This window comes from Bosea sp. NBC_00550, from assembly GCF_026020075.1.
In the GTDB taxonomy this organism is placed as follows: domain Bacteria; phylum Pseudomonadota; class Alphaproteobacteria; order Rhizobiales; family Beijerinckiaceae; genus Allobosea.
In genome coordinates this window covers 3,125,888-3,149,008 of the sequence record NZ_CP102772.1, presented here as the reverse complement: position 1 = coordinate 3,149,008, position 23,121 = coordinate 3,125,888, and the positions used below count along the sequence as shown (strand labels likewise).

Genomic DNA, 23,121 nt, shown 5'->3' with positions numbered 1-23,121 from the left:
AACTGTTCCCTCAAATCGGAATAGTTCGAGACGGCAGATGATGCGGCGTATTCGTGGGCCAATTCCTATGCCGCTGCCGGCGGGGAGCCCGGTGGAACTCCCGGTGCCGGCCCGAGCTCGATGGAGGATCCCATAGACGTGCTGCGCCTGCCGGCGGGATCGCCCGCCTCGCGGTTCTTGCGAGAACCGGGCGCAATTCAGAGCTTAACGATCGAGGATTGAACCTGGCAGGCGAGATTATGGAATCCGGCGCACAGTTGGGACTGCGCCCGTGGATGCAGCGCTCAACTGCCCGATTGTCGGGACGCCCGTCGCCATCGTTGCCCGGTGAAGGGTTATTGCTAGCAGCCGATCACCTTGAACTCGACCCGGCGGTCGAGCGCGTCGCTGGCGTCGTCCTTGCCGGTTCCGACGAGGTTCTCCTTGAAGCCGCGGCCGGTCGCGATCATGCGGCCGCGGTTGTCGGGCGCGCCGGTCAGCAGGAGGTCCATGACGAATTGCGCCCGCAAGACGGAAAGCCGCTCGTTCACCTGCGGCAGGCCGGTATGCGAGGTATGGCCGACGATCTCGAGACAGGCGCCCTTCTGGCGCGCCCGCGTCGCGATCTGGCTCAGCCACATCGGATAGGGCTCCGTGACCTGCGAGTTGTCGATGAACTGCGTGGTGCCCGGCTTGAACAGCAGCTTGACCATGAGCTGGTCAGCCCCCAGCCCGTAATCGACGAGATCGCCGAAGGCATCGACCATGTCGTCCCGTCGCGCGAGCCTGGTGGCCGCGAGATAGGTGCCGATCCTGACGCGATGCTGCTCGCCGCCCGGCAGCTTGCGCGCCGTCCTGTAGAAGGCGAGTGCCTCGCGGAAATGCTGCGTCTCATAGGCGAGGATGCCGTCGTTGATCAGCGCATTCGCCGTGAGCTTCTCGACATAGGACGGGTCGATCGGGTCCCCGAGCTTCGTGCCCTGGCAGGTCTTGATGTAGGCCTCCGTGGCCTGATCCTTGGACCAGAGCGGCGCGTCGCGGTAATACGGCGTCGGGGTGGCGTCGACGCCGTCCACACGCGCGCGCGATACTCCTTTGGAAACGACGCTGTTGGATTTCAGGTCGGCAAGCGTCAGGCAGATCCGATAGGCGTCGCGCGGCCCGTCCGGTACGCCCTGGTTGTTGATGGCTGTGAAGGTGCCGACCAGAACCACCGGCTTGCGCGCCAGGGCCTCGCTGTCGAAAGGCAGGACGGTGAAGCGCGGATAGGCCGAGCGAACGATCTCCATCAAGCTCTGCTGCATCGAACGCGTCGCCGTCGACTGCGCGCCCGAGGCTGCGTCGATGAGCGGGTCGATGACCAGTTCGACCTGCTGGCCGGAAGCCGCTGCCTTGCCGAACAGATCGTCGGCCGCTTTCCGGAGCGCATCCGGGAACGGAACGGGCGTGGGCGGGGTCGTCTGGGCCAAGGCCGACGTGCCACCGGCCAGCAGGGCCAAGCCGATCAGGAGACCCTTGAAGCGGAACAAGCCTGTCATGCCTAACCTTTCCGGTTCAGGACGGTGGCCGAGCCCCGCCCCGTTGTCTCAGCGGCAGTGCTGCAATTGCTCGCGCCCGGCCGGTGTCAGATCGCCGAGCTGGGCCCGCAGCAGGAGTTCGGCGCAGCCCGCCGACGCCCGTCCCCTCGGCATCGCTCCGGGTGCGGTCTCCGGGAGGCGCGAGGCGCTGCCGGGCAGCGCGACCGGCTGGGTCGATCGATCCTGCGACAGCGGTGCAGCGCCGAGCCGCGCCGCCATCGCCTGCTCGACGGCCTGACGCTCCTCCGACAGCCGCCGCTTCTCCACTTCGATCGCCGCGAGCTCGGTTTCGCGACGGGCCAGTTCGTCGGCGAGGCGTGCCCTCTCGGCCTTGTCCTGGGCGCGGGGCGCGGGGGCGGCGGGGGCAGCGGTAGCGGGCGGCGGGGAGTCCGTGGGTTTCGCAGGCGGCGCGGCGACGACCGCTTCGCCGAGATCCTTGCGGGCGAGATCGTCGGCGGCCTGGCGCCGGCCCTGTTCCGCCCGTTCGAGACGTTGAAGCAGAGCGCGTTCGCGTTCGGCGAACTCGCGCGCAAGCTTGTCGCGCTCGCTCGACGCGGAGGATCGGCGCTCGATCAGGTCCAGCCGCGTGCGGGCGTCGATGGCGAAAAAGCTCGCGGGATAGCGCTGGATGAACGCCTGCAGCGCGGCGGGCTCGTCGCTGGCGCGGATACGGCGCCAGACATCGGCATCCGTCTCCTCGCGGTTGAGATAGAAATCACCGAGCAGGGAAAGCGACAGTTCCGGCGTCTGCTTGCCCGCCGTCGCGTCGTAGACGCTTTTCTGAACGCGGCGGAACAGGGTCGCCACCTCCAGCCCGGGGTGATCGATCTCGCGCACCAGCGCCGCCGTGAAGGGGCTGTTGCGGCCGATGCCGTCGGCGGCGACATCGTTGGCCTGCGTCGCATAGGCGATGACCATTCCCTGCGCCCGTTGGACCGGGGCGAGGCCCGAGCCGACGGAGAAGCCGCGCGTTGCCTGCCGCTTGGCGAGGAGGCCAACGAAAGGATTGTTGCGGCAGGCATCGAGCACCATGATCTTGACGCCCTTGGCGTAGTTCAAGGCGGTGACGACGTCGTTGAGCCGGGTCGTCTCGTACTGGACGCCGACCTCGTCCTCGATCTTTGCCTCCACAGGCACCAGATAATTTTCGCCGTTGAACTGGAAGCCATGGCCGGCGAAGTAGAACATCGCGGTGTCGGCATCCTGCACGAGCCTTGCGAAACGCGTGAGCGCCGCATCCATGCCGCGCTTGTCCAGATCGATGCCGTCGACCACCTCGAAGCCGACCTTGCGCAACGCCACCACCATGTCGCGCGCGTCGTTCACCGTATTGGGCAGCACGGGCGCGTTTCGATAGCTGGAGTTGCCGATCACGAGCGCGACGCGGCGCTCCGGTAGCGGCTGGGCGATGGCCAAGCCGGACAAGATGAGCAGGATGAGCCCGCAGAGTCTGGCAACGAAGATCATGGGTGCCTTCCTTGCGTCATGCTAATGCATGATCTTGGCCGCCTCCAGAACAAAGCATAGTCCTCGGCGAAACGTGACGGCGTTTTGCTTGAAGGCTCCAGTCGCCGCTGATAGCCTTCGACACATCGTCCCGGGGAAGGAAGACGCTCATGCTTCGCCTTGCGCCGGCGGTTCTCTGGTTCAGTCTGGCAGCGGCGCTGGCGATCCCGATCGTCGCCGCGCCGGCCCAGGAGCGCGCCCGGCAGCGCAGCCCGGCCCCGGCTGCTGCCCGGCTCTCCTTCGTCGGCCTCGCCGACAAGGCGCAGGTGCCGGGCAAATTCACCGTGAGGTTCGCCATCTCCGGCATGGACGTCGCTCCGGCCGGCGAAGCGAAACGCGATGCCGGGCATCATCATTTGCTGATCGACACCGAGCTGCCGCCGCTCGATCAGCCGATCCCGAGCGATTTCAACCACATCCATTTCGGCGGCGGCCAGACCGAGGCCGAGATCGCCCTGACGCCGGGCAAACACACGCTCCAGCTTCTCTTCGCCGACCACAACCACGTGCCGCACGATCCTCCGGTGGTGTCGGAGCGCATCACGGTGGACGTCTCGGCGGCGGCGGAGAAGCCGCGCTCGGCGGCCGAGCCCGGCGCCCGCGTCTTCTTCATCGATCTCCAGGACGGAGCGACGATCTCCAGCCGGGCCAAAATACGCTTCGGAGCGGCGGGCATCACGGTGACGCCGGCCGGCACGACCAGCCACAATGGCGGCCATCACCATCTGCTGGTCGATACCGAGCTGCCGGCGCTCGACCGCGAGATCCCGAGCGACTTCAACCATCTGCATTTCGGGCGTGGCCAGACCGAGGTCGAGCTCTCCCTGCCGCCCGGCGAACACACGCTGCAACTGCTGATGGGCGATCACGAGCATGTGCCGCACGATCCTCCTGTGGTGTCCGAGCGCATCCGCGTCCGCGTGGTCGCCGATGCGCAGGCGGCTGCCGCGTCCAATCCGGCGGGCGCAGCCGGCCGCGCGCGGACAGCATCGCCCAACGACGCCGCGGTCTACTTCATCTATCCGAAGGACGGCGACACGATCTTCCCGACCTCGACGATCCGCTTCGGCCTGCGCAACATGGGGGTCGCCCCCGCCGGTGTCGCCAAGCCGAATACCGGCCACCATCACCTGCTGGTCGATACGCAGCCGCCGTCGTTCGGCGATCCGATCCCGGCCGACCTCAACCATATCCATCTCGGCGGCGGCCAGACCGAATACCGCCTGACGCTGCCAACCGGCCGGCACACGTTCCAGCTTCTGCTCGCCGATGAAAACCATGTGCCGCATGATCCGCCGGTCATGTCGGAGCGCATCACGGTGACCGTGGCGCCGGGCGGCCCCAGAGCGACGAGGCGTCGATGATCCGCTCAGCCGCCACAGCCGCCCTTCTCATCGCGCTGGCCGCCTGGCAAGGATGGCCGTCCGATGCCGCCGCACAGACGCCCGCACGCCAGCAGGCTCCGGCCGGCGCCCAGGTCTATTTCCACTATCCGCTCGACGGATTGAGCGTCCCCGAACGGTTCACAGTGCGGATCGGCCTGCGCGGCATGGGCGTTGCCCCGGCCGGTGTCGCCCATGCCAGGACCGGGCATCATCACCTGCTGATCGATACCGAGCCCGGCCCGCCGGACCAGCCCATCCCGTCCGACTACAACAACATCCACCTCGGCAACGGCCAGACCGAGGTCGTCGTCACGCTGCCCAAGGGGCGGCATACGCTGCAATTGCTGCTGGGCGACCATACGCATACGCCGCATGATCCGCCCGTGATGTCGCAGAAGATCACGGTTTATGTGCGCTAGCCGGAAAGGATTCGATCTGCAGATGGGCTGGTTGCGCTTCCTCGCCATGGCTGTCGTGCTGCAGGCGCTGTCGTCCGTGCCCGGCCACGCCCAGCAGACGGGCGAGGCCGCGCGCGTGGCGCTCGTCGTCGCCAACGGCTTCTATCCGGAGGCGGCGATCGGCAACGCGGTCCCGCAAGGCCGCGCCGTCGCCGACACCCTTCGCGCGGGTGGCTTCGATGTCGTCGCCGTCGACAATGCCGGCCGCACCGAGCTGCGGCAGGCCATAGCCGCCTTTACGGGCAAGCTCACGCGAGGGGCGCAGGCCGTGGTCTTCTACAGCGGCCATGCGATCCAGCAGCGGAACCGCAATTTTTTGCTGCCACCGCAGAACGGCGCCCAGGACGCGGTCGATCTCGACGAGATCATCGACCCGCTGATCGTCGCCAGGCCGGCGAGCGCCCTGCTTTTCATCGACGCCAGCCGGGACAATCCCTGGCAGGGAAAGGGGAAGGGCCTGCTGCCGCTGGAGCCGATGGAAAGCATCGCCGTGCTGTTCCCGGCCGCACCGGGCAGGACCGTTGCCGATGCCGGCAATCGCGCCGTCGAAGCCTGGCTGAAGGCGATCCGAACCCCCGGGCTCGACATGACCGCGGCGCTGAAGCAAACGCGGGACGCCATCGCGCGCGAAAGCCGGCGCAGCCAGCAGGCCTGGCTGTCCTCCGAGCCGCCAAAAGGCCTCGTGGTCACGCCCATCGCCCGCCCGGTTGCGGTGGCGCAGACCAACCGCGCGGTGATTCCACCTCCTGAAACAGCGGGCGCACCCCAGGACGCCTATGAACTCGCCTTCTGGGAATCGATCCGGAACAGCGAGAACGCGACGGAGTACCGCGCTTATCTCGACGCCTATCCGAACGGGCGCTTCACCGCACTGGCCCGCACCCGCGAGCAGCTCTACCGCGGCAAGGCGGCTGCAGCTGCGCCGACCGCGGCCTCGAGTCCCTCGTCGTCATCCCAGCCCGCGGGTGCACCGCTACGCGACTGTGCGGGCTGCCCGGAACTGGTCGAGATCCCGGCCGGCACCTTCCAGATGGGCTCCAACGACCTCTACGAGTTCGAGAAGCCGGTCCATCCCGTGACCGTCCGGGGTTTCTATCTCGGGACGCGGGAAGTGACGTTCGAGGAGTGGGATCTCTGCGTCGATCAGGGCGGCTGCAGCTATCGGCCGGATGACCGCGGGCTGGGACGCGGCAGACGCCCGGTCACCGACATTCACTGGAACGATGCGGGCGCCTATGTCGCCTGGCTTTCGACGCGGACAGGCAAGCGATATCGCCTCCCGACCGAAAGCGAATGGGAATATGCCGCGCGCGCGGGCACGACGACAGTCTACCCTTGGGGCCAGTCCATGACGAAAGACCGGGCGAACTGCCTCGGCTGCAACGACCAGACGCGCCGCAGCGCCGTGCCGGTCGGCCAGTTTCCGCCGAATGCCTTCGGCCTCTACGACATGGCCGGCAACGCCGCCGAATGGGTTGCCGACTGCTGGAGCGAAACCTATCGCAGCGCGCCCCGCGACGGCAGCGCCTACACGGTTCCGGGATGCCGCGAACGTGTGCTGCGGGGCGGCTCCTTCAACAATGATCCGCGCTACCTGCGCTCGGCCGCCCGCTTCAAATACGAAGCCGATGTGCGCTTCTATACGAACGGTTTCCGCGTCGCGCGCGAGAGATAGCCGAGATCCCACCGTGGAACTGACGCCCGGCATCCGGCTGGATGCGGACGAACGTCGCCGCAGCATGAGGTGTCGCGCTATCGGCTATCCCTGACCGGGAAGTCCCGTCGCCATTCGATGGACAGGTGCTCGCGAAACGCGAAGCGGACGAGGTGACGTTCGACGACCTCTTGCAGTTGCTGGAGAGCATCGGAATCTGGCGCATCCAGGCACAACCGAAGCCAGCCATCCTGTGCCAGGAGCTTACAATGCCCGATTGAAAAACGGACGCTTCCCACCTGCTTGTCGAATTCGACGTCTAGTTTGTGGGCGAAGTGTTTGCAGAGCTGCTGGAGATAAAGGGAGGCATTGCCGGTCGCGATATCTGCTCGGCTGTGTCGCGGATTGGCGCCGTCGTTCATCTCGTCCATTTCAGCGAAGGCTCGTCCAATAGGTGCCGTCGAGCGATACGGGCTGGAAGCGCTGCTGCATCGTTGCCAGCAGCGCTTTCGGGTCAAGATCGGCGAAGAGCTGCGGATGGAGCCATTGCGCGAAAGCCTGCACGGCGACGACGTTGAAAGGCGAGTTGTAGAAGTGGTGCCAGACGGCATGGGCACGGCCGTCGCGTACCGCATCGAGCCCGGCTATGCCTGTGCGCGCCATCGAGCGAGCGAGACGCTCGCGTGACGCGGCCGCCTCCACACCCGGCCCCAGAGCCAGCCACGGAGCCTCGTCGTGCTGCAGGCCGCTGCCGATCGCTGTGCCGATGTAGACCTCGGGCGGGTTGGAGATGAGCCATTCCAGGCTGACGACGCCGGCCTCGCCCGGCAGGATGTCCTCCGCGATATTGACGCCGCCGGCCGCGGTGACGAAGCGCCCCATCATGCCCCGGGTCATGGTTTCGCAGCACCCCATCCCGAGCCCGACGCGGCTCTCGACGAAGACGCGCGTCGGTTTCGGCCGCGCCGATGCCAGTCGCTCCGTCACGGCCGCCAATGCCGCCCGCCATACCGAGATGAACTCCGCCGCTTCCGCCTCGCGGCCGAGGAGCGTTCCGAGAAGTTCCAGTGACCGGGGCGTGTTGACCAGCGGATCGTTGCGGAAATCGATGAAGACGATGGCGACACCCGCCGCTTCGAGCGCGCGGATGACCTCGCCGGAGCGCGTGTCCGGGCCGTGGCCGTAAAGGCTGAAGATCGCGACCTGGGGGGAGGCCGTAATGGCCTGCTCGATGCTGAAGCTGTCGCGCGTGTTGCGACCGATCCGCTTGACCTTGTCGAGGGCCGGGAAGCGTTCGCGATATCGGGCATAGCTGACGGGATCGACGGCCTCGTAATCCCCCATCATTCCCACAAGCCGGGCCACGGGATCACCCCGGTCGAGGATCGCGAGGGCCGGCAGGTAGCGGCCTTCGCCGATGATGATGCGCTCGACCTTGTCCGGCACGCTGACCTTGCGCCCTGCGAGATCGACGACCTCCCGGCCTGTCCCCGCGGACGGAAGGAGCAGGATCAGGAAGGCCAGGATGCCGAGCAGGCGCATCAGAAGCGCGCCGATGCGCTGAGGACGAACGCCCGGCCGGGCTGGTAGAGCGGTGTCACCGTGCCGAACTCCTGCCCGTAGGTGGCGCGATCGGCATAGGTCTGGTCGAGCAGGTTCTTGACCTCGGCACGCAGTATCAGGTTCTGCAGCTGCAGCGGCTTGTACTCGGCAAAGAGATTGACGACCTCGTAGCCCTTGAGCGGCAGGTTGCCGGGGGCGACCTTCTTGTAGTCGCGCACGATCTCGATATCGCCGCCGACGGTCACGCCCCATTGCCGGAAGGTATGGGCGGCCGTCAGCGTGAAGACGTCTCCGATCGGTGTGGCAAGATAGGTCCCGGTGTCTGAATCCGCGCGCTGCCCGTCGATCATGACGTTCACGCTCGCATATTTGCCGCGGATGAAACCGTCCTCCCAGGCATAGCCGAGGCCGATCTCGTAGCCATGGGATTCGATGTCGCGCAGCAAGGTGGCGCTGGCGACGGCAAAGCGCGCGGCGCGGGCATTCTCCACTTCGGTGCGGAAGACCGAGCCCTCCAGGGTGAAGCCGTGCCAGCGCGCGACGAGGCCGGCCATCACATTGTCCGAGGTCGCCGGTCGCATGCCGTTGCCGTAGCGCCAGGCCGGATTCATGATGAAATTCTCGGCGAGCTGGACGCCGCCCCAGACATGGGAATAGCCGGCCCTGACCGTCAGGTGCTCGGGAATGAGGTCGAACTCGCCCGAGATGTTGCGCGACAGGCCGGCATTGTCGAACTCTTGCCCGGTTGTTCCGGTGAACCACTGCTGGTCGCCGCGCAGGCCGAAGGAGAGGCGCGCGCGCTCGAACGGCTTCAGCCGCGCTTGCGCGTAGACGCCGAGATTGCTGGCCTTTTCGTTCACCCGCATGTTGCGGTCCTTGTAGAGTGCCTTGTCCTTGTAGAAGTCGACGCCGGCGGTGACGCTGCCGAAATCGCCGAAGCCGAAGCGGTTCTCGACCTTGCCGTTGAAGCTGTCGGTGACGCCGGTGCCCGGATACGTCACGGGGAGGGGGCTGGCGCCGACCGGCCGCTCGAAGATCGGCGTGTCGACATCCGTTCGGCTGTAGGCGAGGACCGCCTTGGGGTCCCACCAGCCGAGCGCGGAGGTGCGGCTATAGGTGAAGACCGTGTTCTGCCGGTCGATCTCGTAGCGGCGAACCCGCGGCTCCCAGACGGGGCGGCCTGTGATGAAGCCGATATTGCCGCGGAAAGGCCTGAGGGCATCGTCGCGGACGCGCTCATGGCTGATCTGGAAGCGGTCGCCTGAAGGAGCTTCCCAGCCCATCTTGAACAGGCCGCTCAACAGATCGGTCTTGGTGCCGAGGACTTCCTGGCCGTTGCCGGCCTTGTAGTTGTCGCCTTTGCCGAGCGTTCCGTAGGCGAGGATGTCGAAACCTTCATACCGGGCATAGCCTGCCAGGTTGTTGGTGAAGACGGGGCCGTTGCTGCTGAACTGCGTCTTCGCGAAAGCGCCGACGCCGTTGCCCGTCAGGAAGTCGCGCGCGTCCTTCGTCTCGTAGGCGATCGCGCCGGCGAGCGCTCCGGGGCCGGCATCGGCCGGCGCCACGCCGGCATCGACACGTGCCGCCCTCAGGAACGACGGATCGATCAGCGTCGTGCCGTTGTGGTGGAAGACCTTGTTGTTCTGCCGGCTGCCGTCGATGGTGACGGCCAGATTGGTCTCCTCCACGCCGTTGACATAGACCTTCTGCGACATCGGGGTGGAGCCGCCGACCTTCACGCGCGGTTCGCTGGCAAAGACATCGCGGATATCCGAGGGGTTCTTGCGCTCCAGCTCGCGTGGTCCGATGAGGATCTCGCTGACGCCTCCGCGTGCGAGCGGGTTGCCGGCCACGTCGATCGTATCGAGCGCGATCACGCCTTCGGGAATGGCTGCGCCGGCAGTTGCAACAGGCACCGCTGCGCTGATGGTCACGCTTGTCGCGCCGGTGAAGCGGAAGTTGAGCCCGGTGCCGGCCAGAAGACGAGCAAGGGCCGCCTCGGACGATAGGGGGCCCGAGACCGCAGTGGACCGCTTTCCTGCGGTCGCCGAGGCCGGGGCGACGACGGCGACGCCGGTTGCCGCGAAAAGGCGATCAGCGCGGAGGAAACGGATTGAGCGGGGATATCGACCGTTCGGACGCCTTGCGCCATCGCCGGGACGGCGACAATTCCCGCCGCGAGAGCGGTCCCGCACAGCGCCGCAGCCAGTCCTGCCCGGCGGACAAGCCGCGCCCCAACCCGAATACCCATCGTCGATCCCCATCGATACGAGGGCCGTGACTATCGGGGCCCTCGCAGGGGTAAGACGCCGGCGGCGGGCGGAGTCATTATTGCGTTGCGAAAAATATCTTCAGAAGGGCAGCAGCAAGGTCAACCACTCGAAGGGGCGTACGACCCGCAATCCGAGGCCGCTGGCGAGCATGTCTATGCCGGCTGCAGGGCTGCGCGCGTCGAGCACGGCCGTCACGCGCCGCTGCGCCGCTGCGCCAGACAGGATCTGGATATGGCCGCCGCTATAGCGTTTAAGATCGGCAATAGCTTCGGCCAACCGAACATCATGGAAAACCAGCCTGCCCCGGCGCCAGTCGCCGATCTCGCCCGGGTCGAGCGGGCCCGGCCGCGAGATCGCGGTGCCTTCGTAGCCGACGCCCTGACCAGTGCCGACGACGACGCCGGGAGCTCCCGGCACCCGAACCTCGACGCGGCTCTCATCGACTGCAACCGAAACCGCTGCCCCAAGACCCAGCTTGACATCGAAGGCCGTGCCGAGAGCGGTCAGGGTTCCCCCGCGCGCGGTCACGGAGAAGGGCCGGTTCGGATCGCTCGCGACCGTGAAGAAAGCTTGGCCCGATAGCAGCCTGACCGTGCGCCGGGTCGTTGTCAGATCGACATCGATAGCGGAGGCAGGGGCCAGTTCGACCTGCGAGCCATCGGTGAGGGTGACGATCCTGCGCTCTCCAGCTGCGGTTCTGTAATCGGCAAGCCAATCGGACTGCGCGAGCAGGCTCGCCAGGCCCGCGGCCAGCACAAGCGATGCCGCAACCGCGAGAATGCCCTGCCGCCACCGCCGCGGTCTGGCCACGGGCGCGACCGACGACGCGGCGATGGCTGGCCGTTCAGCGGGTGCGACTTGATCGAGGTCCTGCCAGATGGTCTCGAGCTCTGCCCAGGCGCGCGCATGATCAGGGTTCGTCGCCAACCACGTGTCGAACGCCTTTTGCTCGGCGGGGCGCACCTGGCCGTCGCGCAGCCGGACGAACCATTGCAGCGCCTGCTCGTCGGGCGTTTCTTCAGCGTGATCTTCCATAGCAATGTCCTGGGCCGGACTTACCATTGCGGCCGACGGCCTGACCTTTGGCACCCGGAATAGCCCCTTCTCAATAGACGATGCGCAGGCGCGAAAGCATTAGTCGGAGGCGCGCATCGCAGCGCGCAAGCTGCGCATCGCATTGGCGAGATGGACCATGACGGTGTTGCGCGCGATGCCGAGCCGGAGAGCGATCTCGGCGTAGCTCAAGCCCTCGTATTTGTGGAGGAGCAGGACCTCGCGGCTACGCGGGGGGAGCTCCGCGATTGCGCGTCGCAAACGCTGGTCGCGTTCGCGTGCCACGAATTGTCCTTCGATGGATGCCGCCTCGTCGGAAACCGCGAGTTCCTCGGCCGGGAGGGGCGCGAACAAAGCGAAATGGCGGTGTTGGCGCCGCCAGTGGTCAATGGCCATGGTATCGGCCGAGCGACGCAGGTAGGCACCGGGGTCACGAAGATCGGCGGGAGGAGACCGTAGCAGGCGCAGGAAGATATCCTGCACGGCGTCGGAGGCCTGCTGCGCATCGAGGCCGCGTTGAATCAGCCGCAGCCGCAGATTCTGCCGCTCGGCTGCATAAATCGCAGCAATCCCGGTCGTCTTGTCGTTCATGCCCGTGCGGTTCTCGGCAATTGCCGCGCTTATGCTGGACGAACCGGCTCGGTAACAAGGGAAAACACTGCGAAATCAATACTTTATATTGATTTCAATTCCAGGTTGGAGCTTCTCCAACGAGTTTTATGCCGATCCCGAAACCTCTCTCGGGGCTTTGGCATTCCCGATGGCGATGCTCGGCTGCATGTTTTGGCCTGCCGCTGCGGGAGGCCAACGATTTTTGCGGCTCACACGACGGTCAACATACGCAAATAGAGCAAAACACCCCGGAAACTCGCGGTTTCAGGGGGCGGGCATCGGGTCGGTCAGTGAAGAAGGTAGTGGTGCCCCTGGCCGGGATCGAACCAGCACTCCTTGCGGAACTCGATTTTGAGTCGAGCGCGTCTACCAATTCCGCCACAGGGGCCCCTACGGGCGGGCGGACTATAGCGATCGGTCGATGCCGGTCAATCGGTGGAACGGTGTCGGTGACAGGTTTCGGCGACGGTGTGTTCTCGTTGCTACGAAGCCGCTCCCGTCCGAGCGGATGCAATGAGAGCACAGGGCGCCGTCGACGGCGTTCCAGGTGCTCATGGCCGTTGCGTCACCCATCGCCGCATGCTTAGAGCGCGCCATGCTCAAGCGCCTCTACGAATGGACCATGTCGCTCGCGGCTCGCCCGCGCGCCGAGCTCTGGCTGGCGGTCGTCGCCTTCGTCGAGAGTTCGTTCTTCCTGATCCCGGCCGACGTGTTGTTCGTGCCGATGGCGCTGGCGCGGCCGCAGCGGGCCTATCGGCTGGCCTTCGTCGCGACGCTCTTCTCTGTGTTGGGCGGGATCGCCGGCTACGCGCTGGGCTATTACGCCTTCGAGGCGTTGGCGAAGCCGGTGCTGGCCTTCTACGGCAAGCTCGATGCCTTCGAGACGTTGCGTGCCTGTACCGGTCCGGACACGACGCTGATCCTGCTGACGACCTCGGGGCTGGCGCATCTGCCGCCGATCAAGGTGGTGACGATCCTGGCCGGCGCGGTGCATATCGGCCTGACCTTCTTCATCGTCTCCTGCGTGCTGGCGCGCGGGGCGCGCTTCTTCGCGCTCGCCTTCCTGCTGCGGCGTTACGGCGTCACCATCCGCCACTTCATCGAACGTCGCCTGAAAGTGATCGCCGTCGTGGGCGCGGCCGCGCTGATCCTGCTTTATTTCGGCCTCAAGCTCGTCGCAGGGTCCGGCCAGCTTCTCTCCTGCTGAGCCGTGCCATGACCGCGTTTCCCGCTGATGCCCAGAGCAGCCCGACCCGCCTGTTGAAACCGCGGCGTCTGATCGGCCTGATCGGCCTGGCGAGCTTCGCGCTGATCGCCGGTGCCTGGTATTTCGAGCTGGTCATGCATCTGCAGCCCTGCAAGCTCTGCCTCGAGCAGCGTGTGCCGCATTATACCGCGATCGGGCTGGCGCTGGCCGGGCTGGTGCTGGCGCGCTCGCCGCTGCTGCAATGGCTCGTCCTGCTCGGGCTTGCGGGACTAATGGCTTGGAGCACGTGGCTCGGCGTCTACCACGCCGGCGTCGAGTGGGGCTGGTTCGTCGGGCCGAACGATTGCGGCGGGGCGGCTCCAGCGGCCGCCGGCATGCAGGATTTCATGAAGCAGCTGCAGACGACGCGCATCGTTGCCTGCTCGGAAGCGGCCTGGCGCTTTCTCGGATTGTCGCTTGCCGGGTGGAACGCCGTCGTTTCGGCCGGGCTTTTCCTGCTGGCCGCCTTCGGTTTGTTGAAAAGGCCGGCATCGGCCTGAGCCTCACGGCTCCAGCTCGGAGTCCCAGTAGAGATAGTCGAGCCAGCTCTCGTGCAGGTAGTTCGGCGGGAAGAGCTTGCCGTTGCGGTGGAGGTCGTTGACCGTGGGCGCGTAGGGCTTCTGCGCCGGGAACATCTCGACGGAGGCCGGCATCTTGTCGCCCTTGCGGAGATTGCAGGGCGAGCAGGCCGCGACGACGTTCTCCCAGGTAGTCAGGCCGCCCTTCGAGCGCGGCACGACATGGTCGAAGGTCAGTTCCTCGCGGTGGCCGCAATACTGGCAGGCGAAGCGGTCGCGCAGGAAGACGTTGAAGCGGGTGAAGGCCGGTGTCCGCGAGGGCTTGATGTAGCTCTTCAGCGAGACGACCGAGGGCAGCCGCATGTCGAAGCTGGGGCTGCGGACGACCGTGTCGTATTCGGAGACGATGTTCACGCGGTCCATGAAGACCGCCTTGATCGCGTCCTGCCAGCTCCAGAGAGACAAGGGATAGTAACTGAGCGGCCGGAAATCGGCGTTCAGGACGAGGGCCGGACAGCCGTCCGGCGACGCCATTGGATGCATCACATGCGCCGTCAAACCCGCCGCACCTCCGCTTCATCAAGCGGGACGAATCCCGCCCGGAGATCAATGTAAGCGCGAGACGACAGGAATGTGAAGGAACTTTGTTGCGCTTGCGACAGCGTTCTTCGCACGGGCGAGGTGTTTCCTCGCTCGTAGCGGCCGACAGCGCAATGGAGATCTATTCTCGGCCCGATTCACGGGCGCGACCCGCGTCGTGACCGACCAGCCGTCAGCGAGTCGGGACGGGCTTCTCGCCGCGATAGTCGTAGAAGCCGCGCTTGGTCTTGCGGCCGAGCCAGCCGGCCTCGACATATTTCACCAGCAGCGGGCAGGGGCGATACTTCGAATCAGCCAGCCCGTCATGGAGCACCTGCATCACCGAGAGGCAGGTATCGAGGCCGATGAAGTCGGCGAGCTGGAGCGGGCCCATCGGATGATTGGCGCCAAGCCGCATGGCGGTGTCGATCGCGTCGACCGAGCCGACACCTTCATAGAGCGTGTAGACGGCCTCGTTGATCATCGGCAGCAGGATGCGGTTGACGATGAAGGCCGGGAAGTCCTCAGAGACCGAGACGGTCTTGTGCAGCTGGCTGACGAGATTCTTGGCGCGCTCGAACGTGCCGTCGTCGGTGGCGATACCGCGAATCAGCTCGACGAGCTGCATCAGCGGCACCGGATTCATGAAGTGGATGCCGATGAAGTGCTCGGGGCGGTCGGTCGCGGCCGCAAGCCGGGTGATCGAGATCGAGGAGGTATTGGAAGCGAGGATCGCGTCGGGCCTCAGATGCGGGCAGACAGCAGTGAAGATCTTGCGCTTGACCTCCTCGTTCTCGGTCGCGGCCTCGATGACGAGATCGCAGCTGCCGAGATCGGCGAGCCCAACGGCCGCCTCGATCCTGGACATGGCCGCGCGGCGGTCCTCATCCGGGAGCGCGCCCTTCGAAACCTGCCGGGCCATGTTGCCGTCGATGGTGGCGAGGGCCGCCTTGATCCGATCCTCGGCGACATCGTGCAGCTTGATGTCGAAACCAGCCACCGCCGCGACATGGGCGATGCCGTTGCCCATCTGGCCTGCACCGATGATGCCGATCGTCTTGATCGCATGGTCCGACATGGTTTGATCCCGGATAGTCTTCTTGTGCTCCCGTGGGAGCGGAACGGGCCGCGCCGAAGCGGCCCGGAATTGATAGCCTTGGCTTACTTGCCGGCCTTGGCGAGCTCTGCGTCGAGTTCGGGCAGGATAGTGAAGAGGTCGCCGACGAGGCCGTAATCGGCGATCTGGAAGATCGGGGCCTCCTCGTCCTTGTTGATGGCGACGATGACCTTGCTATCCTTCATGCCGGCGAGGTGCTGGATCGCGCCGGAGATGCCGACCGCGATGTAGAGCTCGGGCGCCACGACCTTGCCGGTCTGGCCGACCTGCCAGTCGTTGGGGGCATAACCGGCATCGACCGCGGCGCGCGAGGCGCCCATCGCGGCGCCCAGCCGGTCGGCGACCGGCTCGATCACATTGGTGAAGTTCTCCGAGGAGGCGAGTGCGCGCCCGCCCGAGATGATGATCTTGGCGGAAGCCAGCTCCGGACGGTCGGACTTGGCGACCTCCTCGCCCTTGAAGGACGAGTTGCCGGGGTTCTCTGCGCCCGAGACGGTCTCGACCGCGGCCGCGCCGCCTTCGCCGGCCGCCTGGAAGGAGGCCGTGCGGATGGTCAGCAGCTTCTTGGCGTCCGTGGACTGCACCGTCTGGATGGCGTTGCCGGCATAGACCGGGCGCTCGAAGGTGTCGGGGGAGACGACCTTGGTGACGTCCGAGACCTGCATCACGTCGAGCAGGGCGGCGACGCGCGGCAGCACGTTCTTGCCGGTGGTGGTCGAGGGCGCGACGATCGCGTCGTAGCTATCGGCCAGCTTGACGATCAGCGCAGCGAGCGGCTCGGCCAGCGCATGGCCGTAAGCCGCGTCATCGGCGAGCAGCACCTTCTCGACGCCGGCGAGCCTGGCAGCCGCATCGGCGGCTGCCTTGGCGCCTTCACCGGCGACGAGGATATGGACAGGGCCGCCGAGCTGGGAAGCCGCGCTCAGCGCCTTGGCGGTGGCGTCCTTGATCGAGACGTTGTCGTGATCGGCGATCAGCAGCGTGGTCATCAGATCACCCCGGCGGTCTTGAGCTTGGAGACGAGTTCGGCGGCCGAGGTCACCTTGATGCCGGCGGAGCGGCCGGCCGGCTCGACCGTCTTCAGAACCTTCAGGCGGGGGCTCACATCGACACCGAGCGTCTCGGCCGTGGTCTCGTCGAGCGGCTTCTTCTTCGCCTTCATGATGTTGGGCAGCGAGGCATAGCGCGGCTCGTTCAGGCGCAGATCGGTGGTGACGATCGCCGGCAGCTTCAAGCTGACCGTCTGCAGGCCGCCATCGACCTCGCGGGTGACGTCGACATTGTCCGCGCCAAGCTCGACCTTCGAGGCGAACGTGCCCTGCGGCCAGCCGAGCAGCGCCGCCAGCATCTGGCCGGTCTGGTTGGCGTCGTCGTCGATCGCCTGCTTGCCGAGGATGACGAGGCCGGGGCCTTCCTGCTCGACCAGCTTCTGCAGCAGCTTGGCCACGGCAAGCGGCTCGACGATGCCGTCGACCTTCACCAGGATGCCGCGATCGGCGCCCATCGCCAGACCGGTGCGGATCGTCTCGGCTGCTTGCGCCGGACCGATCGAGACCACCACCACCTCGGTCGCCTTGCCGGCTTCCTTCAGGCGCAACGCCTCTTCCACCGCGATCTCGTCGAACGGGTTCATCGACATCTTCACATTCGCAAGCTCGACGCCCGAACCGTCCGCCTTAACGCGGATCTTCACGTTGTAATCAACCACCCGCTTGACGGGCACCAAGATCTTCATCGTCAGATCACCGTTCAGAAGAGATGCGCCGCGCGCCGCGCCGCCGGAGACGGCTTGATGGCGGCATCGCGGCCCTCGGCTGGAATGCGGACGGACCGTAACGACGCCCGTTTGCGCTTGTCAACGCCATCCAATGCCGGGGCCGAGGGGCAAAAGCGCGCGGCTTCACCCACCGATGGGGCGCCGGCCGAACAGGGGCACGCTGCGGTGGATGAACAGCGGCGTCAGCACTGCTCCGGTGGCGAGACCGCCGAGATGCGCCCACCAGCCGACATTGCCCTGGGTTTCGAACCAGGCGGAACCTGCCTGCAGCAGGATCCAGCCGCCGAGCGCGTACATCGCCGGGACGTGGATCGGGATCCAGTTGAAGGCGACGCCCCAGATGCGGACCTGGGGATAGAGCATCAGATAGGAGGCGATGACGCCGGAAATCGCACCGGAGGCGCCGATCAGCGGCTGCTCCGAATCCGGATACATCCCTGCATGGATGACCGAGCCGCCGAGGCCGCAGAGGAAGAAGAACAGGAGGAAGCGGGCATGACCCATAGCGTCCTCGACATTGTCGCCGAAGACCCAGAGGAACAGCATGTTGCCGATCAGGTGCGCCAGATTGGCGTGAAGCAGCACATTGCTGAACAGCGTCAGCCAGGGCGGCAGATGGGCGAGGCCTTCCGGCAACTGCGCCGTGCCGAACAGGACCGAGGGGATCATCCCGAAGCCCGCCATGATCGCGAGATCGCGCGCCTCCCCGGGCCAGAAGCGCAGCGCGATCTGGGCGCCGATGCAGGCGCAGATCAGTCCGTAGGTGATGTAGGGCGTTCGCATGAAGCGCAGCGGCACGCCGTCATGCAGGGGGACGAACATGTGCGCCTCAGCGGTTCTGGCCGGGCACCCAGAGAACGTCCCCGCCGGCCTTCGCATTGAGAAAGCGGGAGGCGACGAACAGAAAGTCCGAGAGGCGATTGATGTATTTGAGCGCGGGCGCGCCGACTGCTTCGTCTTCCGTCGCGGCGAGTTCGGTCATCAGCCGCTCGGCCCTGCGGCTGACGGTGCGGGCGAGATGCAGATGCGTCGCCGCGGGCGTTCCCCCGGGCAGCACGAAGGAGCGCAGGGGGCTGAGGCTCTCGTTCATCCGGTCGATCTCGGTTTCGATACGGTCGACCTGTGCCTGGACGATCCGCAGCGGCTCGAAGGCGAGGGGCTTGCCGGTCTCCGGCGTGGAGAGGTCCGCGCCGAGGTCGAAAAGATCGTTGCTGACGCGGCCGAGCATGGCATCGACCTCGGCGTCCTCCGCCGCAGCGTGAAGCCGCGCCAGGCCGATGCAGGCATTGGTCTCGTCGACCGTGCCGTAGGCCGCGACCCGCAGGTCGTATTTCGGGCGGCGCGGACCGGCCGTCAGCCCTGTCGTGCCGTCGTCGCCGGTGCGGGTGTAGATGCGGTTGAGCTTGACCATGCCACGCTTATAGCGCGGCGCGGCCGGGACGGAAGCGCGGTTTCCGCGCGGTCCGGCCGCTAAAAAGTATAGCCGAGCCGGGCGCCGATATTGGCCGGCCCGCGCGTGGAGGAGCCGGTCCGGTCGGAACAGCCGGCCGTGCTGTAATGCTCGAGCGTGGTGACGAGACTCCAGCGGTCGGACAGCCTTACGCCGAGAGCCGCGGCCTCGCGCGTTCCGGTGTTGCAGCCGAGGTTGAGGCGATTCTCGGGGACGACCGCGCCGGTCTTGCCGTCGTTCAGGGCAGCGCCGAGGCTGGCCTCGACGAAGACATCCCGCGTGACGTCGAATGTCCAGGTCGCGCCGGCATAGGCGTAGCGCGTGCCGTTCACGTTCAGGCTGGTGCCCAGGTTGAAGCGCGGGATGAAGGCTGCGGCGATGCGGTCCTGCAGCGGGATCAGACGGGGCGTGAGCAGTTCCGCCCCCATGTTCAGCAGTCCGCTCTCGCGCCCCTTGGGATTGGCGAGGCCGGCGCCGATGCGCGCTTCCCAGGCCGGGGCGGGCGCTTCGGTCGCCGGAGCGTAGCTGGAGACGCTGCCGGACAGGGAGCGGGTCTGCGCGGCAGCGGACAAGACGGGCAGGCAAACCGCAAGAAGCAGCAACGCGACGCGAACCATGGGCCTTCGGCGATGAGAGGGCAGGCAGGCGTTAGTGAAGCACACACACTCGTGTCCGGAATGTGGCGGAGCCGCTCGATCCGAGGTCTCGTCCACACCTTCACGTGCTGGAAATTCAAATAATATCAGTCTGTTATGCGAAAGGTCGCAGTCGCGTCAGCCGTTGCGCCACCAGAGCACGATGACGATGAGAATGATGGCGACGAACTGCAGCACGACGCGCAGCCGCATCAGCCTCTGCGAGGTGTTGGCGCTGCCGCCCCGCAGCATGTTGACGAGGCCGAGCAGCAGCACGATGGCGACGGCGCCGACAGCCACGGAAACGAGAGTGTTCGAAAACGTCATGGGAGACAGCCTCTAGAACGGCGCTTGAGCATTGGCCAGCGGCGTGACGTCGCGAGGCGGATCGAGCGGCTGGATCAGCTCGTCGCAGCGCTTTGCGCGAGGGCGCGGCCGCGCACCTGCTGCGACAGGTCGTCGGCGAGCGCCCGGCTGAGTGCCGGCAGCCCTTCGAGCAGATCGGGAACGAAGGCCTGGGAGGGCGGCTGCCGCTTCGGCAGGGCATGGAGGGCGGCGGCCATGACGAGCGGATCGCGCTCGCCTTCGCCGGTCTGGGAGGGGTCGCAGAGCATTTCGATCAGGCTGAGCTCATCGGCGCGCTGCGCGCGGATCGCCTGTTCGAGGCGCGGCTTCACGCGCGGCACGATCAGGGCCGGTTTGTCGAAGGAGAGGATCTCGCAGAAGGTGTTGTAGCCGCCCATCGCCACGACGCAGTGCGCGCGATTCATCAGCAATTCGAGACGGGGCTCGAAGCCGAGCCCTTCCAGCTTCGGGTTCCGGGCGATCCGCTCGGCGAAATCCTTGCGCTTCTCGCGGGACATGAACGGCCCGAAGACGATCAGCGCCGGAAGCGCGATGGTCGGGTCGGCCTCATAGGCCGAGATCACCCAGTCGATCACGCCGGCACCGTCGCCGCCGCCGCCGGGCGTGACGAGGATGAAGGGCTGCTTGGTGATCCGCGGGTAGCGGTTGGGCGGCATCGGACTTGGGACGGCGCGCTTCAGATAACCCAGATAGCGGGTCTTCTCGGCGAAGCGATCCTGATGCGGCAGGCCGGCGAGCGGCTGATAGATATCCTCGAGCCCGTAGACGAAAATGTCGTCATAGATGGTGTCGAGCGCTTCGAGGGCGCCGCTGTGACGCCACTCTTCCAGCAGCGTCGCGGGATCGTCGAGGACATCGCGGAGACCCAGAACGATGCGCGCGCCGCGGCGGCGCAGGATGTCGAGCGACGGCTTCAGTTCGCCGCGCAGGCCGACGGGTTCCTTGTCGACGATGACCACATCGGGGTCGAAGGACAGTACGGTCTGCTTGATGATGTCGGAGCGGAGGCGGAGCGTGTCGCTCAGATCGAGATTGAGGTGGTGCGGCTCGTAGCGGCCGTCGCTCTGCTTCTCGATGCCGGGAATACGGACATAGTCGATGCCGTCGCCGAACTGGAAGCTCGAGACCACCGAGGAGCCGGAAACAATGATGACCGAGATGTGCGGGAAGCTCGCGATCAGCGCATTGGCGATGGCGCGGCAGCGGCGGATATGGCCGAGCCCGAAGGTATCGTGGCTGTAGATCAGCACGCGCGGAGCATGCGAACTGCGCGGGGCCCTTTCGGCTCCGGCCAGATCGACGACGTTGGAAGACATCGGACGCCGCCCCCCACAAAGGCCAGACGACCTCTTGGCGAGGACGAACGCAGCTGCAGACAATTCTAAGGGGCTTATAGCGCGGCGATCTCTGTCTACCAAGCCCGGCCTGCCGCTTCGCGCAGTGATTACATCGGCTGATGCGAAGCGACTGCGACGGGGGAAAGGAGCGTGGCCGGATCGGCCAGGCGGATGGCGGGATGAGCGGCGGCAAGACGCAGGACATCGTCGAGGACGGCCCAGGCGTTTTCGTCGTGATCGCGGTGATGGAGAAGCAGGCCGAGCGTGGCCGTCCGCTCCGAGCCGCTTTCCCGCATCCCCGTGAGCAGCGCGGCGATTTCAGGCAGGAGCTCGTCCGGACGGCGCCCGATGCGGCCGCCATGCCAGTCCATCACATCGACATGCGTATTGAGCAGCCGGGGGCCGCCCGCCGGGCCGTGGCGATAGCCGCGAAAGCAGGACAATCCGGAAAAGCCCAGGCTGCCGAGGCGGGCGGCGTGGCCGGGGTCGATACGATTCCATGGCGGCACGAAGATCGGCAGGGTATCGCTGCGGATCAGGTCGTGGAGACGGTCGCGCCCCCGCGCGATCTCGCCGTCGACGATCTGCGCCTCGCGCTCGATGCCGAATTCCGACTTCTTGGCGCCTCCAGGGGCATGATTGCGATGCCAGACGCCGTGCTGGCAGGGGCGCAGCAGGGGCATTGCGCGCAAGGCCGAAGCGAGGGCCGGTTCGGCCAGCATCGGAATGACGGCCAGCAGCACGGGGGCGCCATGGCGCTCGGCCAAACCCGAGAGCCGCGTCAGCGCCCGGCTCGGGGCGATCGCGTCGTCGTCGCGGAGCCAGATTCGGAGCTGCCGGCCGGCAAACTGCCAGTTGTCGAGCTCCTGCGAGAGTGCCTGCCAGTGCGTTTCGCTCATGATGCCGCAGGCCTGACGGCTTTGAGCTTGTCGAGGCGGTGACGACAGGCAAGGTCTAGACCCTCGGCGAGCGTCCCGGCGGCGCGCGCCGTCGTGCGCTCCTCCAGCACGAAGCGCCGCGCGGCCGTTCCCATCCGCTCGCGCCGGCCCTTGTCGCGCAGCAGCGCGGTGAGGGCGTCGGCGAAGGCCGCCTCATCGCCTTCTGGAGCCAGGAGCGCCGTCTGCCCCGCCATGACGGTCGCGGATACGCCGCCGCTGTCGAAGGCGACGACGGGCAGCCCCACCGCCTGCGCCTCGAGATAGACCAGGCCATAGGCCTCACGCATGCCCGGCCAGACGAAGATGTCGTGCCTTGCCAGCTCGTCGAGGGCCTGCTCGCGCGGAATCAGGCCGAGCCAGTCGATGCGACCCGGCGGCAGGTCGGCGAAGGCCTGCTCGATCTCGGCTCTCTGGCGGCCATCGCCAACGATGCTCAGCCGCCAATCCTCGCCGGGGATGCGGTGGAGAATGCGGGCGAGCGCCAGATAGCTGGCCTGCTTCGTGCCCTCCCGCATCATGGCGATGGTGATCAGGCGCGACGGGCCGGCATGGTCGCGCGGCCGCGGAGGCTCGTTCTCGAACGCGATGAAGGGCGGGAGCTCAAGCAGGGCGGTGCCGGGCTGGCGCCAGGGCTCGAGGCCCTGGCGATCGCGGTCGGTGAAGTAGAAATGGACATCACCTGCCGAGAGGCCGCGACGGACGATCTCGGTCTGGGCGCTCCACTCGTCGAAGGCACGCCGTTCGGAGTCGCTCGCCTCCGCCGTGACATAGGGGATGTCGAGGGCGGCCGCGATCTCGGGGCCGAGCAGGTCCGGCGCGCGGTAGTAGTTGTGATAGGTGAACCAGAGATCGGGGCGTGGCGCGCCGGCGCGGTAGCCTGCCAGCAGGCCTTCGCGCAGCCGTTGCGCCTCGTCGCAATGATGATCGAAGCAGCTCCGCTCCGCGCTGCGCATATAGCCTCGCCTCGTCCGGACGGGCTCGACGGCGTGACCCAGCATCTCCAGTGCGGCGACGAGCTGGCGCGCCATGCGCCGGTCGCCGGAGACGCCGCCATCGTCGAACAGGTTGAGCGGGGTGTGGAATGCGATGCGCAAGATG

23 protein-coding genes, 1 tRNA gene and 1 pseudogene are annotated in these 23,121 nt (G+C 66.6%); 5 read left to right on the top strand and 20 right to left on the bottom strand.

Annotated elements, in window-relative coordinates; translation table 11 throughout:
* Positions 1-341: 341 nt before the first annotated feature.
* Both NWE53_RS15155 and NWE53_RS15150 read right to left on the bottom strand, forming a co-directional pair.
* Positions 342-1,517: an OmpA family protein gene (locus NWE53_RS15155; RefSeq protein WP_265050213.1), complete on the bottom strand. Its 1,176-nt coding sequence runs from the start codon at positions 1,515-1,517 to the stop codon at positions 342-344.
* A 48-nt stretch (positions 1,518-1,565) separates the two neighbouring features.
* Entirely contained in the window at positions 1,566-3,023 is a 1,458-nt protein-coding gene (locus tag NWE53_RS15150) for a caspase family protein (protein WP_265050212.1), read from the bottom strand.
* A gap of 149 nt (positions 3,024-3,172) precedes the next feature.
* On the opposite strand from NWE53_RS15150, the gene NWE53_RS15145 reads away from it, so the two are divergent.
* Genes NWE53_RS15145 through NWE53_RS15135 form a run of 3 tightly spaced genes read left to right on the top strand, consistent with a single transcriptional unit; the run spans position 3,173 to position 6,580 of the window.
* Positions 3,173-4,426, top strand: a complete 1,254-nt coding sequence (locus NWE53_RS15145; protein ID WP_265050211.1) for a DUF4399 domain-containing protein — start codon at positions 3,173-3,175, stop codon at positions 4,424-4,426.
* Complete coding sequence (locus NWE53_RS15140) at positions 4,423-4,866, top strand: DUF4399 domain-containing protein (protein WP_265050210.1); 444 nt, start codon at positions 4,423-4,425, stop codon at positions 4,864-4,866. Before NWE53_RS15145 ends, NWE53_RS15140 begins: the two co-directional genes overlap by 4 nt.
* A gap of 22 nt (positions 4,867-4,888) precedes the next feature.
* The gene (locus tag NWE53_RS15135; RefSeq protein ID WP_265050209.1) at positions 4,889-6,580 is read left to right on the top strand and encodes an SUMF1/EgtB/PvdO family nonheme iron enzyme; all 1,692 of its coding nucleotides are present in this window, start codon (positions 4,889-4,891) and stop codon (positions 6,578-6,580) included.
* A 77-nt stretch (positions 6,581-6,657) separates the two neighbouring features.
* Here NWE53_RS15135 and NWE53_RS15130 read toward each other — a convergent pair whose 3' ends face one another.
* The 7 genes and pseudogenes from NWE53_RS15130 to NWE53_RS15105 form a co-directional block, all read right to left on the bottom strand.
* Positions 6,658-6,990 (bottom strand): DUF2218 domain-containing protein, encoded by a 333-nt coding sequence (locus tag NWE53_RS15130; protein WP_265050208.1) that lies wholly within the window; start codon positions 6,988-6,990, stop codon positions 6,658-6,660.
* A gap of 1 nt (position 6,991) precedes the next feature.
* Positions 6,992-8,101 carry an ABC transporter substrate-binding protein gene (locus NWE53_RS15125; RefSeq protein ID WP_265050207.1) on the bottom strand — a complete coding sequence of 370 codons (1,110 nt, stop codon included), beginning with the start codon at positions 8,099-8,101 and terminating at the stop codon, positions 6,992-6,994.
* Positions 8,101-10,056 (bottom strand): TonB-dependent receptor domain-containing protein, encoded by a 1,956-nt coding sequence (locus NWE53_RS15120; RefSeq protein WP_265050206.1) that lies wholly within the window; start codon positions 10,054-10,056, stop codon positions 8,101-8,103. Before NWE53_RS15120 ends, NWE53_RS15125 begins: the two co-directional genes overlap by 1 nt.
* Before the next feature lie 45 nt (positions 10,057-10,101).
* Positions 10,102-10,386 (bottom strand): annotated as a pseudogene (locus tag NWE53_RS30050) (hypothetical protein); the annotation flags it as partial.
* Between the two features lie 87 nt (positions 10,387-10,473).
* Complete coding sequence (locus NWE53_RS15115; protein WP_265050205.1) at positions 10,474-11,430, bottom strand: FecR family protein; 957 nt, start codon at positions 11,428-11,430, stop codon at positions 10,474-10,476.
* A gap of 99 nt (positions 11,431-11,529) precedes the next feature.
* A complete protein-coding gene (locus tag NWE53_RS15110; RefSeq protein WP_265050204.1) occupies positions 11,530-12,039 on the bottom strand; it encodes an RNA polymerase sigma factor in 510 nt (169 codons plus the stop codon).
* A 324-nt stretch (positions 12,040-12,363) separates the two neighbouring features.
* Positions 12,364-12,448 (bottom strand) — tRNA-Leu (locus tag NWE53_RS15105).
* A gap of 207 nt (positions 12,449-12,655) precedes the next feature.
* Here NWE53_RS15105 and NWE53_RS15100 point away from each other — a divergent pair.
* Positions 12,656-13,267 (top strand): YqaA family protein, encoded by a 612-nt coding sequence (locus NWE53_RS15100; RefSeq protein WP_265050203.1) that lies wholly within the window; start codon positions 12,656-12,658, stop codon positions 13,265-13,267.
* Positions 13,268-13,275: 8 nt separating this feature from the next.
* Positions 13,276-13,806: a disulfide bond formation protein B gene (locus NWE53_RS15095; protein WP_265050202.1), complete on the top strand. Its 531-nt coding sequence runs from the start codon at positions 13,276-13,278 to the stop codon at positions 13,804-13,806.
* Positions 13,807-13,809: 3 nt separating this feature from the next.
* On the opposite strand, the gene NWE53_RS15090 is transcribed toward NWE53_RS15095, so the two are convergent.
* The 11 genes from NWE53_RS15090 to NWE53_RS15040 form a co-directional block, all read right to left on the bottom strand.
* Complete coding sequence (locus NWE53_RS15090) at positions 13,810-14,367, bottom strand: HNH endonuclease (RefSeq protein ID WP_265050201.1); 558 nt, start codon at positions 14,365-14,367, stop codon at positions 13,810-13,812.
* Between the two features lie 229 nt (positions 14,368-14,596).
* The gene (locus NWE53_RS15085) at positions 14,597-15,481 is read right to left on the bottom strand and encodes a 3-hydroxybutyryl-CoA dehydrogenase (RefSeq protein ID WP_265050200.1); all 885 of its coding nucleotides are present in this window, start codon (positions 15,479-15,481) and stop codon (positions 14,597-14,599) included.
* Positions 15,482-15,564: 83 nt separating this feature from the next.
* Positions 15,565-16,509, bottom strand: a complete 945-nt coding sequence (locus NWE53_RS15080) for an electron transfer flavoprotein subunit alpha/FixB family protein (protein ID WP_265050199.1) — start codon at positions 16,507-16,509, stop codon at positions 15,565-15,567.
* Positions 16,509-17,255, bottom strand: a complete 747-nt coding sequence (locus tag NWE53_RS15075; RefSeq protein WP_265050198.1) for an electron transfer flavoprotein subunit beta/FixA family protein — start codon at positions 17,253-17,255, stop codon at positions 16,509-16,511. Before NWE53_RS15075 ends, NWE53_RS15080 begins: the two co-directional genes overlap by 1 nt.
* A 165-nt stretch (positions 17,256-17,420) precedes the next feature.
* A complete protein-coding gene (locus NWE53_RS15070) occupies positions 17,421-18,119 on the bottom strand; it encodes a rhomboid family intramembrane serine protease (protein ID WP_265050197.1) in 699 nt (232 codons plus the stop codon).
* A gap of 7 nt (positions 18,120-18,126) precedes the next feature.
* Entirely contained in the window at positions 18,127-18,708 is a 582-nt protein-coding gene (locus tag NWE53_RS15065) for a cob(I)yrinic acid a,c-diamide adenosyltransferase (RefSeq protein ID WP_265050196.1), read from the bottom strand.
* 59 nt (positions 18,709-18,767) lie between these two features.
* Complete coding sequence (locus NWE53_RS15060; RefSeq protein ID WP_265050195.1) at positions 18,768-19,364, bottom strand: acyloxyacyl hydrolase; 597 nt, start codon at positions 19,362-19,364, stop codon at positions 18,768-18,770.
* Positions 19,365-19,520: 156 nt separating this feature from the next.
* Entirely contained in the window at positions 19,521-19,709 is a 189-nt protein-coding gene (locus tag NWE53_RS15055) for a twin transmembrane helix small protein (protein WP_265050194.1), read from the bottom strand.
* A 74-nt stretch (positions 19,710-19,783) separates the two neighbouring features.
* Positions 19,784-21,064 (bottom strand): glycosyltransferase family protein, encoded by a 1,281-nt coding sequence (locus NWE53_RS15050; RefSeq protein ID WP_265050193.1) that lies wholly within the window; start codon positions 21,062-21,064, stop codon positions 19,784-19,786.
* 128 nt (positions 21,065-21,192) lie between these two features.
* Positions 21,193-21,984 carry a polysaccharide deacetylase family protein gene (locus tag NWE53_RS15045; protein ID WP_265050192.1) on the bottom strand — a complete coding sequence of 264 codons (792 nt, stop codon included), beginning with the start codon at positions 21,982-21,984 and terminating at the stop codon, positions 21,193-21,195.
* The gene (locus NWE53_RS15040) at positions 21,981-23,117 is read right to left on the bottom strand and encodes a glycosyltransferase family 4 protein (RefSeq protein WP_265050191.1); all 1,137 of its coding nucleotides are present in this window, start codon (positions 23,115-23,117) and stop codon (positions 21,981-21,983) included. The genes NWE53_RS15045 and NWE53_RS15040 overlap by 4 nt, the downstream gene beginning before the upstream one ends.
* Between the last annotated feature and the right edge of the window lie 4 nt (positions 23,118-23,121).

What these genes read in the sequence shown, in the direction of transcription:
- NWE53_RS15060 (WP_265050195.1), bottom strand. Translation starts at nt 19,364, where the DNA reads ATGGTTCGCGTCGCGTTGCTGCTTCTTGCGGTTTGCCTGCCCGTCTTG.
- NWE53_RS15155 (WP_265050213.1), bottom strand. Translation starts at nt 1,517, where the DNA reads ATGACAGGCTTGTTCCGCTTCAAGGGTCTCCTGATCGGCTTGGCCCTG.
- NWE53_RS15135 (WP_265050209.1), top strand. Translation starts at nt 4,889, where the DNA reads ATGGGCTGGTTGCGCTTCCTCGCCATGGCTGTCGTGCTGCAGGCGCTG.
- NWE53_RS15050 (WP_265050193.1), bottom strand. Translation starts at nt 21,064, where the DNA reads ATGTCTTCCAACGTCGTCGATCTGGCCGGAGCCGAAAGGGCCCCGCGC.
- NWE53_RS15070 (WP_265050197.1), bottom strand. Translation starts at nt 18,119, where the DNA reads ATGTTCGTCCCCCTGCATGACGGCGTGCCGCTGCGCTTCATGCGAACG.
- NWE53_RS15140 (WP_265050210.1), top strand. Translation starts at nt 4,423, where the DNA reads ATGATCCGCTCAGCCGCCACAGCCGCCCTTCTCATCGCGCTGGCCGCC.
- NWE53_RS15095 (WP_265050202.1), top strand. Translation starts at nt 13,276, where the DNA reads ATGACCGCGTTTCCCGCTGATGCCCAGAGCAGCCCGACCCGCCTGTTG.
- NWE53_RS15090 (WP_265050201.1), bottom strand. Translation starts at nt 14,367, where the DNA reads ATGCATCCAATGGCGTCGCCGGACGGCTGTCCGGCCCTCGTCCTGAAC.
- NWE53_RS15150 (WP_265050212.1), bottom strand. Translation starts at nt 3,023, where the DNA reads ATGATCTTCGTTGCCAGACTCTGCGGGCTCATCCTGCTCATCTTGTCC.
- NWE53_RS15055 (WP_265050194.1), bottom strand. Translation starts at nt 19,709, where the DNA reads ATGACGTTTTCGAACACTCTCGTTTCCGTGGCTGTCGGCGCCGTCGCC.
- NWE53_RS15145 (WP_265050211.1), top strand. Translation starts at nt 3,173, where the DNA reads ATGCTTCGCCTTGCGCCGGCGGTTCTCTGGTTCAGTCTGGCAGCGGCG.
- NWE53_RS15085 (WP_265050200.1), bottom strand. Translation starts at nt 15,481, where the DNA reads ATGTCGGACCATGCGATCAAGACGATCGGCATCATCGGTGCAGGCCAG.
- NWE53_RS15065 (WP_265050196.1), bottom strand. Translation starts at nt 18,708, where the DNA reads ATGGTCAAGCTCAACCGCATCTACACCCGCACCGGCGACGACGGCACG.
- NWE53_RS15125 (WP_265050207.1), bottom strand. Translation starts at nt 8,101, where the DNA reads ATGCGCCTGCTCGGCATCCTGGCCTTCCTGATCCTGCTCCTTCCGTCC.
- NWE53_RS15045 (WP_265050192.1), bottom strand. Translation starts at nt 21,984, where the DNA reads ATGAGCGAAACGCACTGGCAGGCACTCTCGCAGGAGCTCGACAACTGG.
- NWE53_RS15075 (WP_265050198.1), bottom strand. Translation starts at nt 17,255, where the DNA reads ATGAAGATCTTGGTGCCCGTCAAGCGGGTGGTTGATTACAACGTGAAG.
- NWE53_RS15110 (WP_265050204.1), bottom strand. Translation starts at nt 12,039, where the DNA reads ATGAACGACAAGACGACCGGGATTGCTGCGATTTATGCAGCCGAGCGG.
- NWE53_RS15130 (WP_265050208.1), bottom strand. Translation starts at nt 6,990, where the DNA reads ATGGACGAGATGAACGACGGCGCCAATCCGCGACACAGCCGAGCAGAT.
- NWE53_RS15100 (WP_265050203.1), top strand. Translation starts at nt 12,656, where the DNA reads ATGCTCAAGCGCCTCTACGAATGGACCATGTCGCTCGCGGCTCGCCCG.
- NWE53_RS15115 (WP_265050205.1), bottom strand. Translation starts at nt 11,430, where the DNA reads ATGGAAGATCACGCTGAAGAAACGCCCGACGAGCAGGCGCTGCAATGG.
- NWE53_RS15080 (WP_265050199.1), bottom strand. Translation starts at nt 16,509, where the DNA reads ATGACCACGCTGCTGATCGCCGATCACGACAACGTCTCGATCAAGGAC.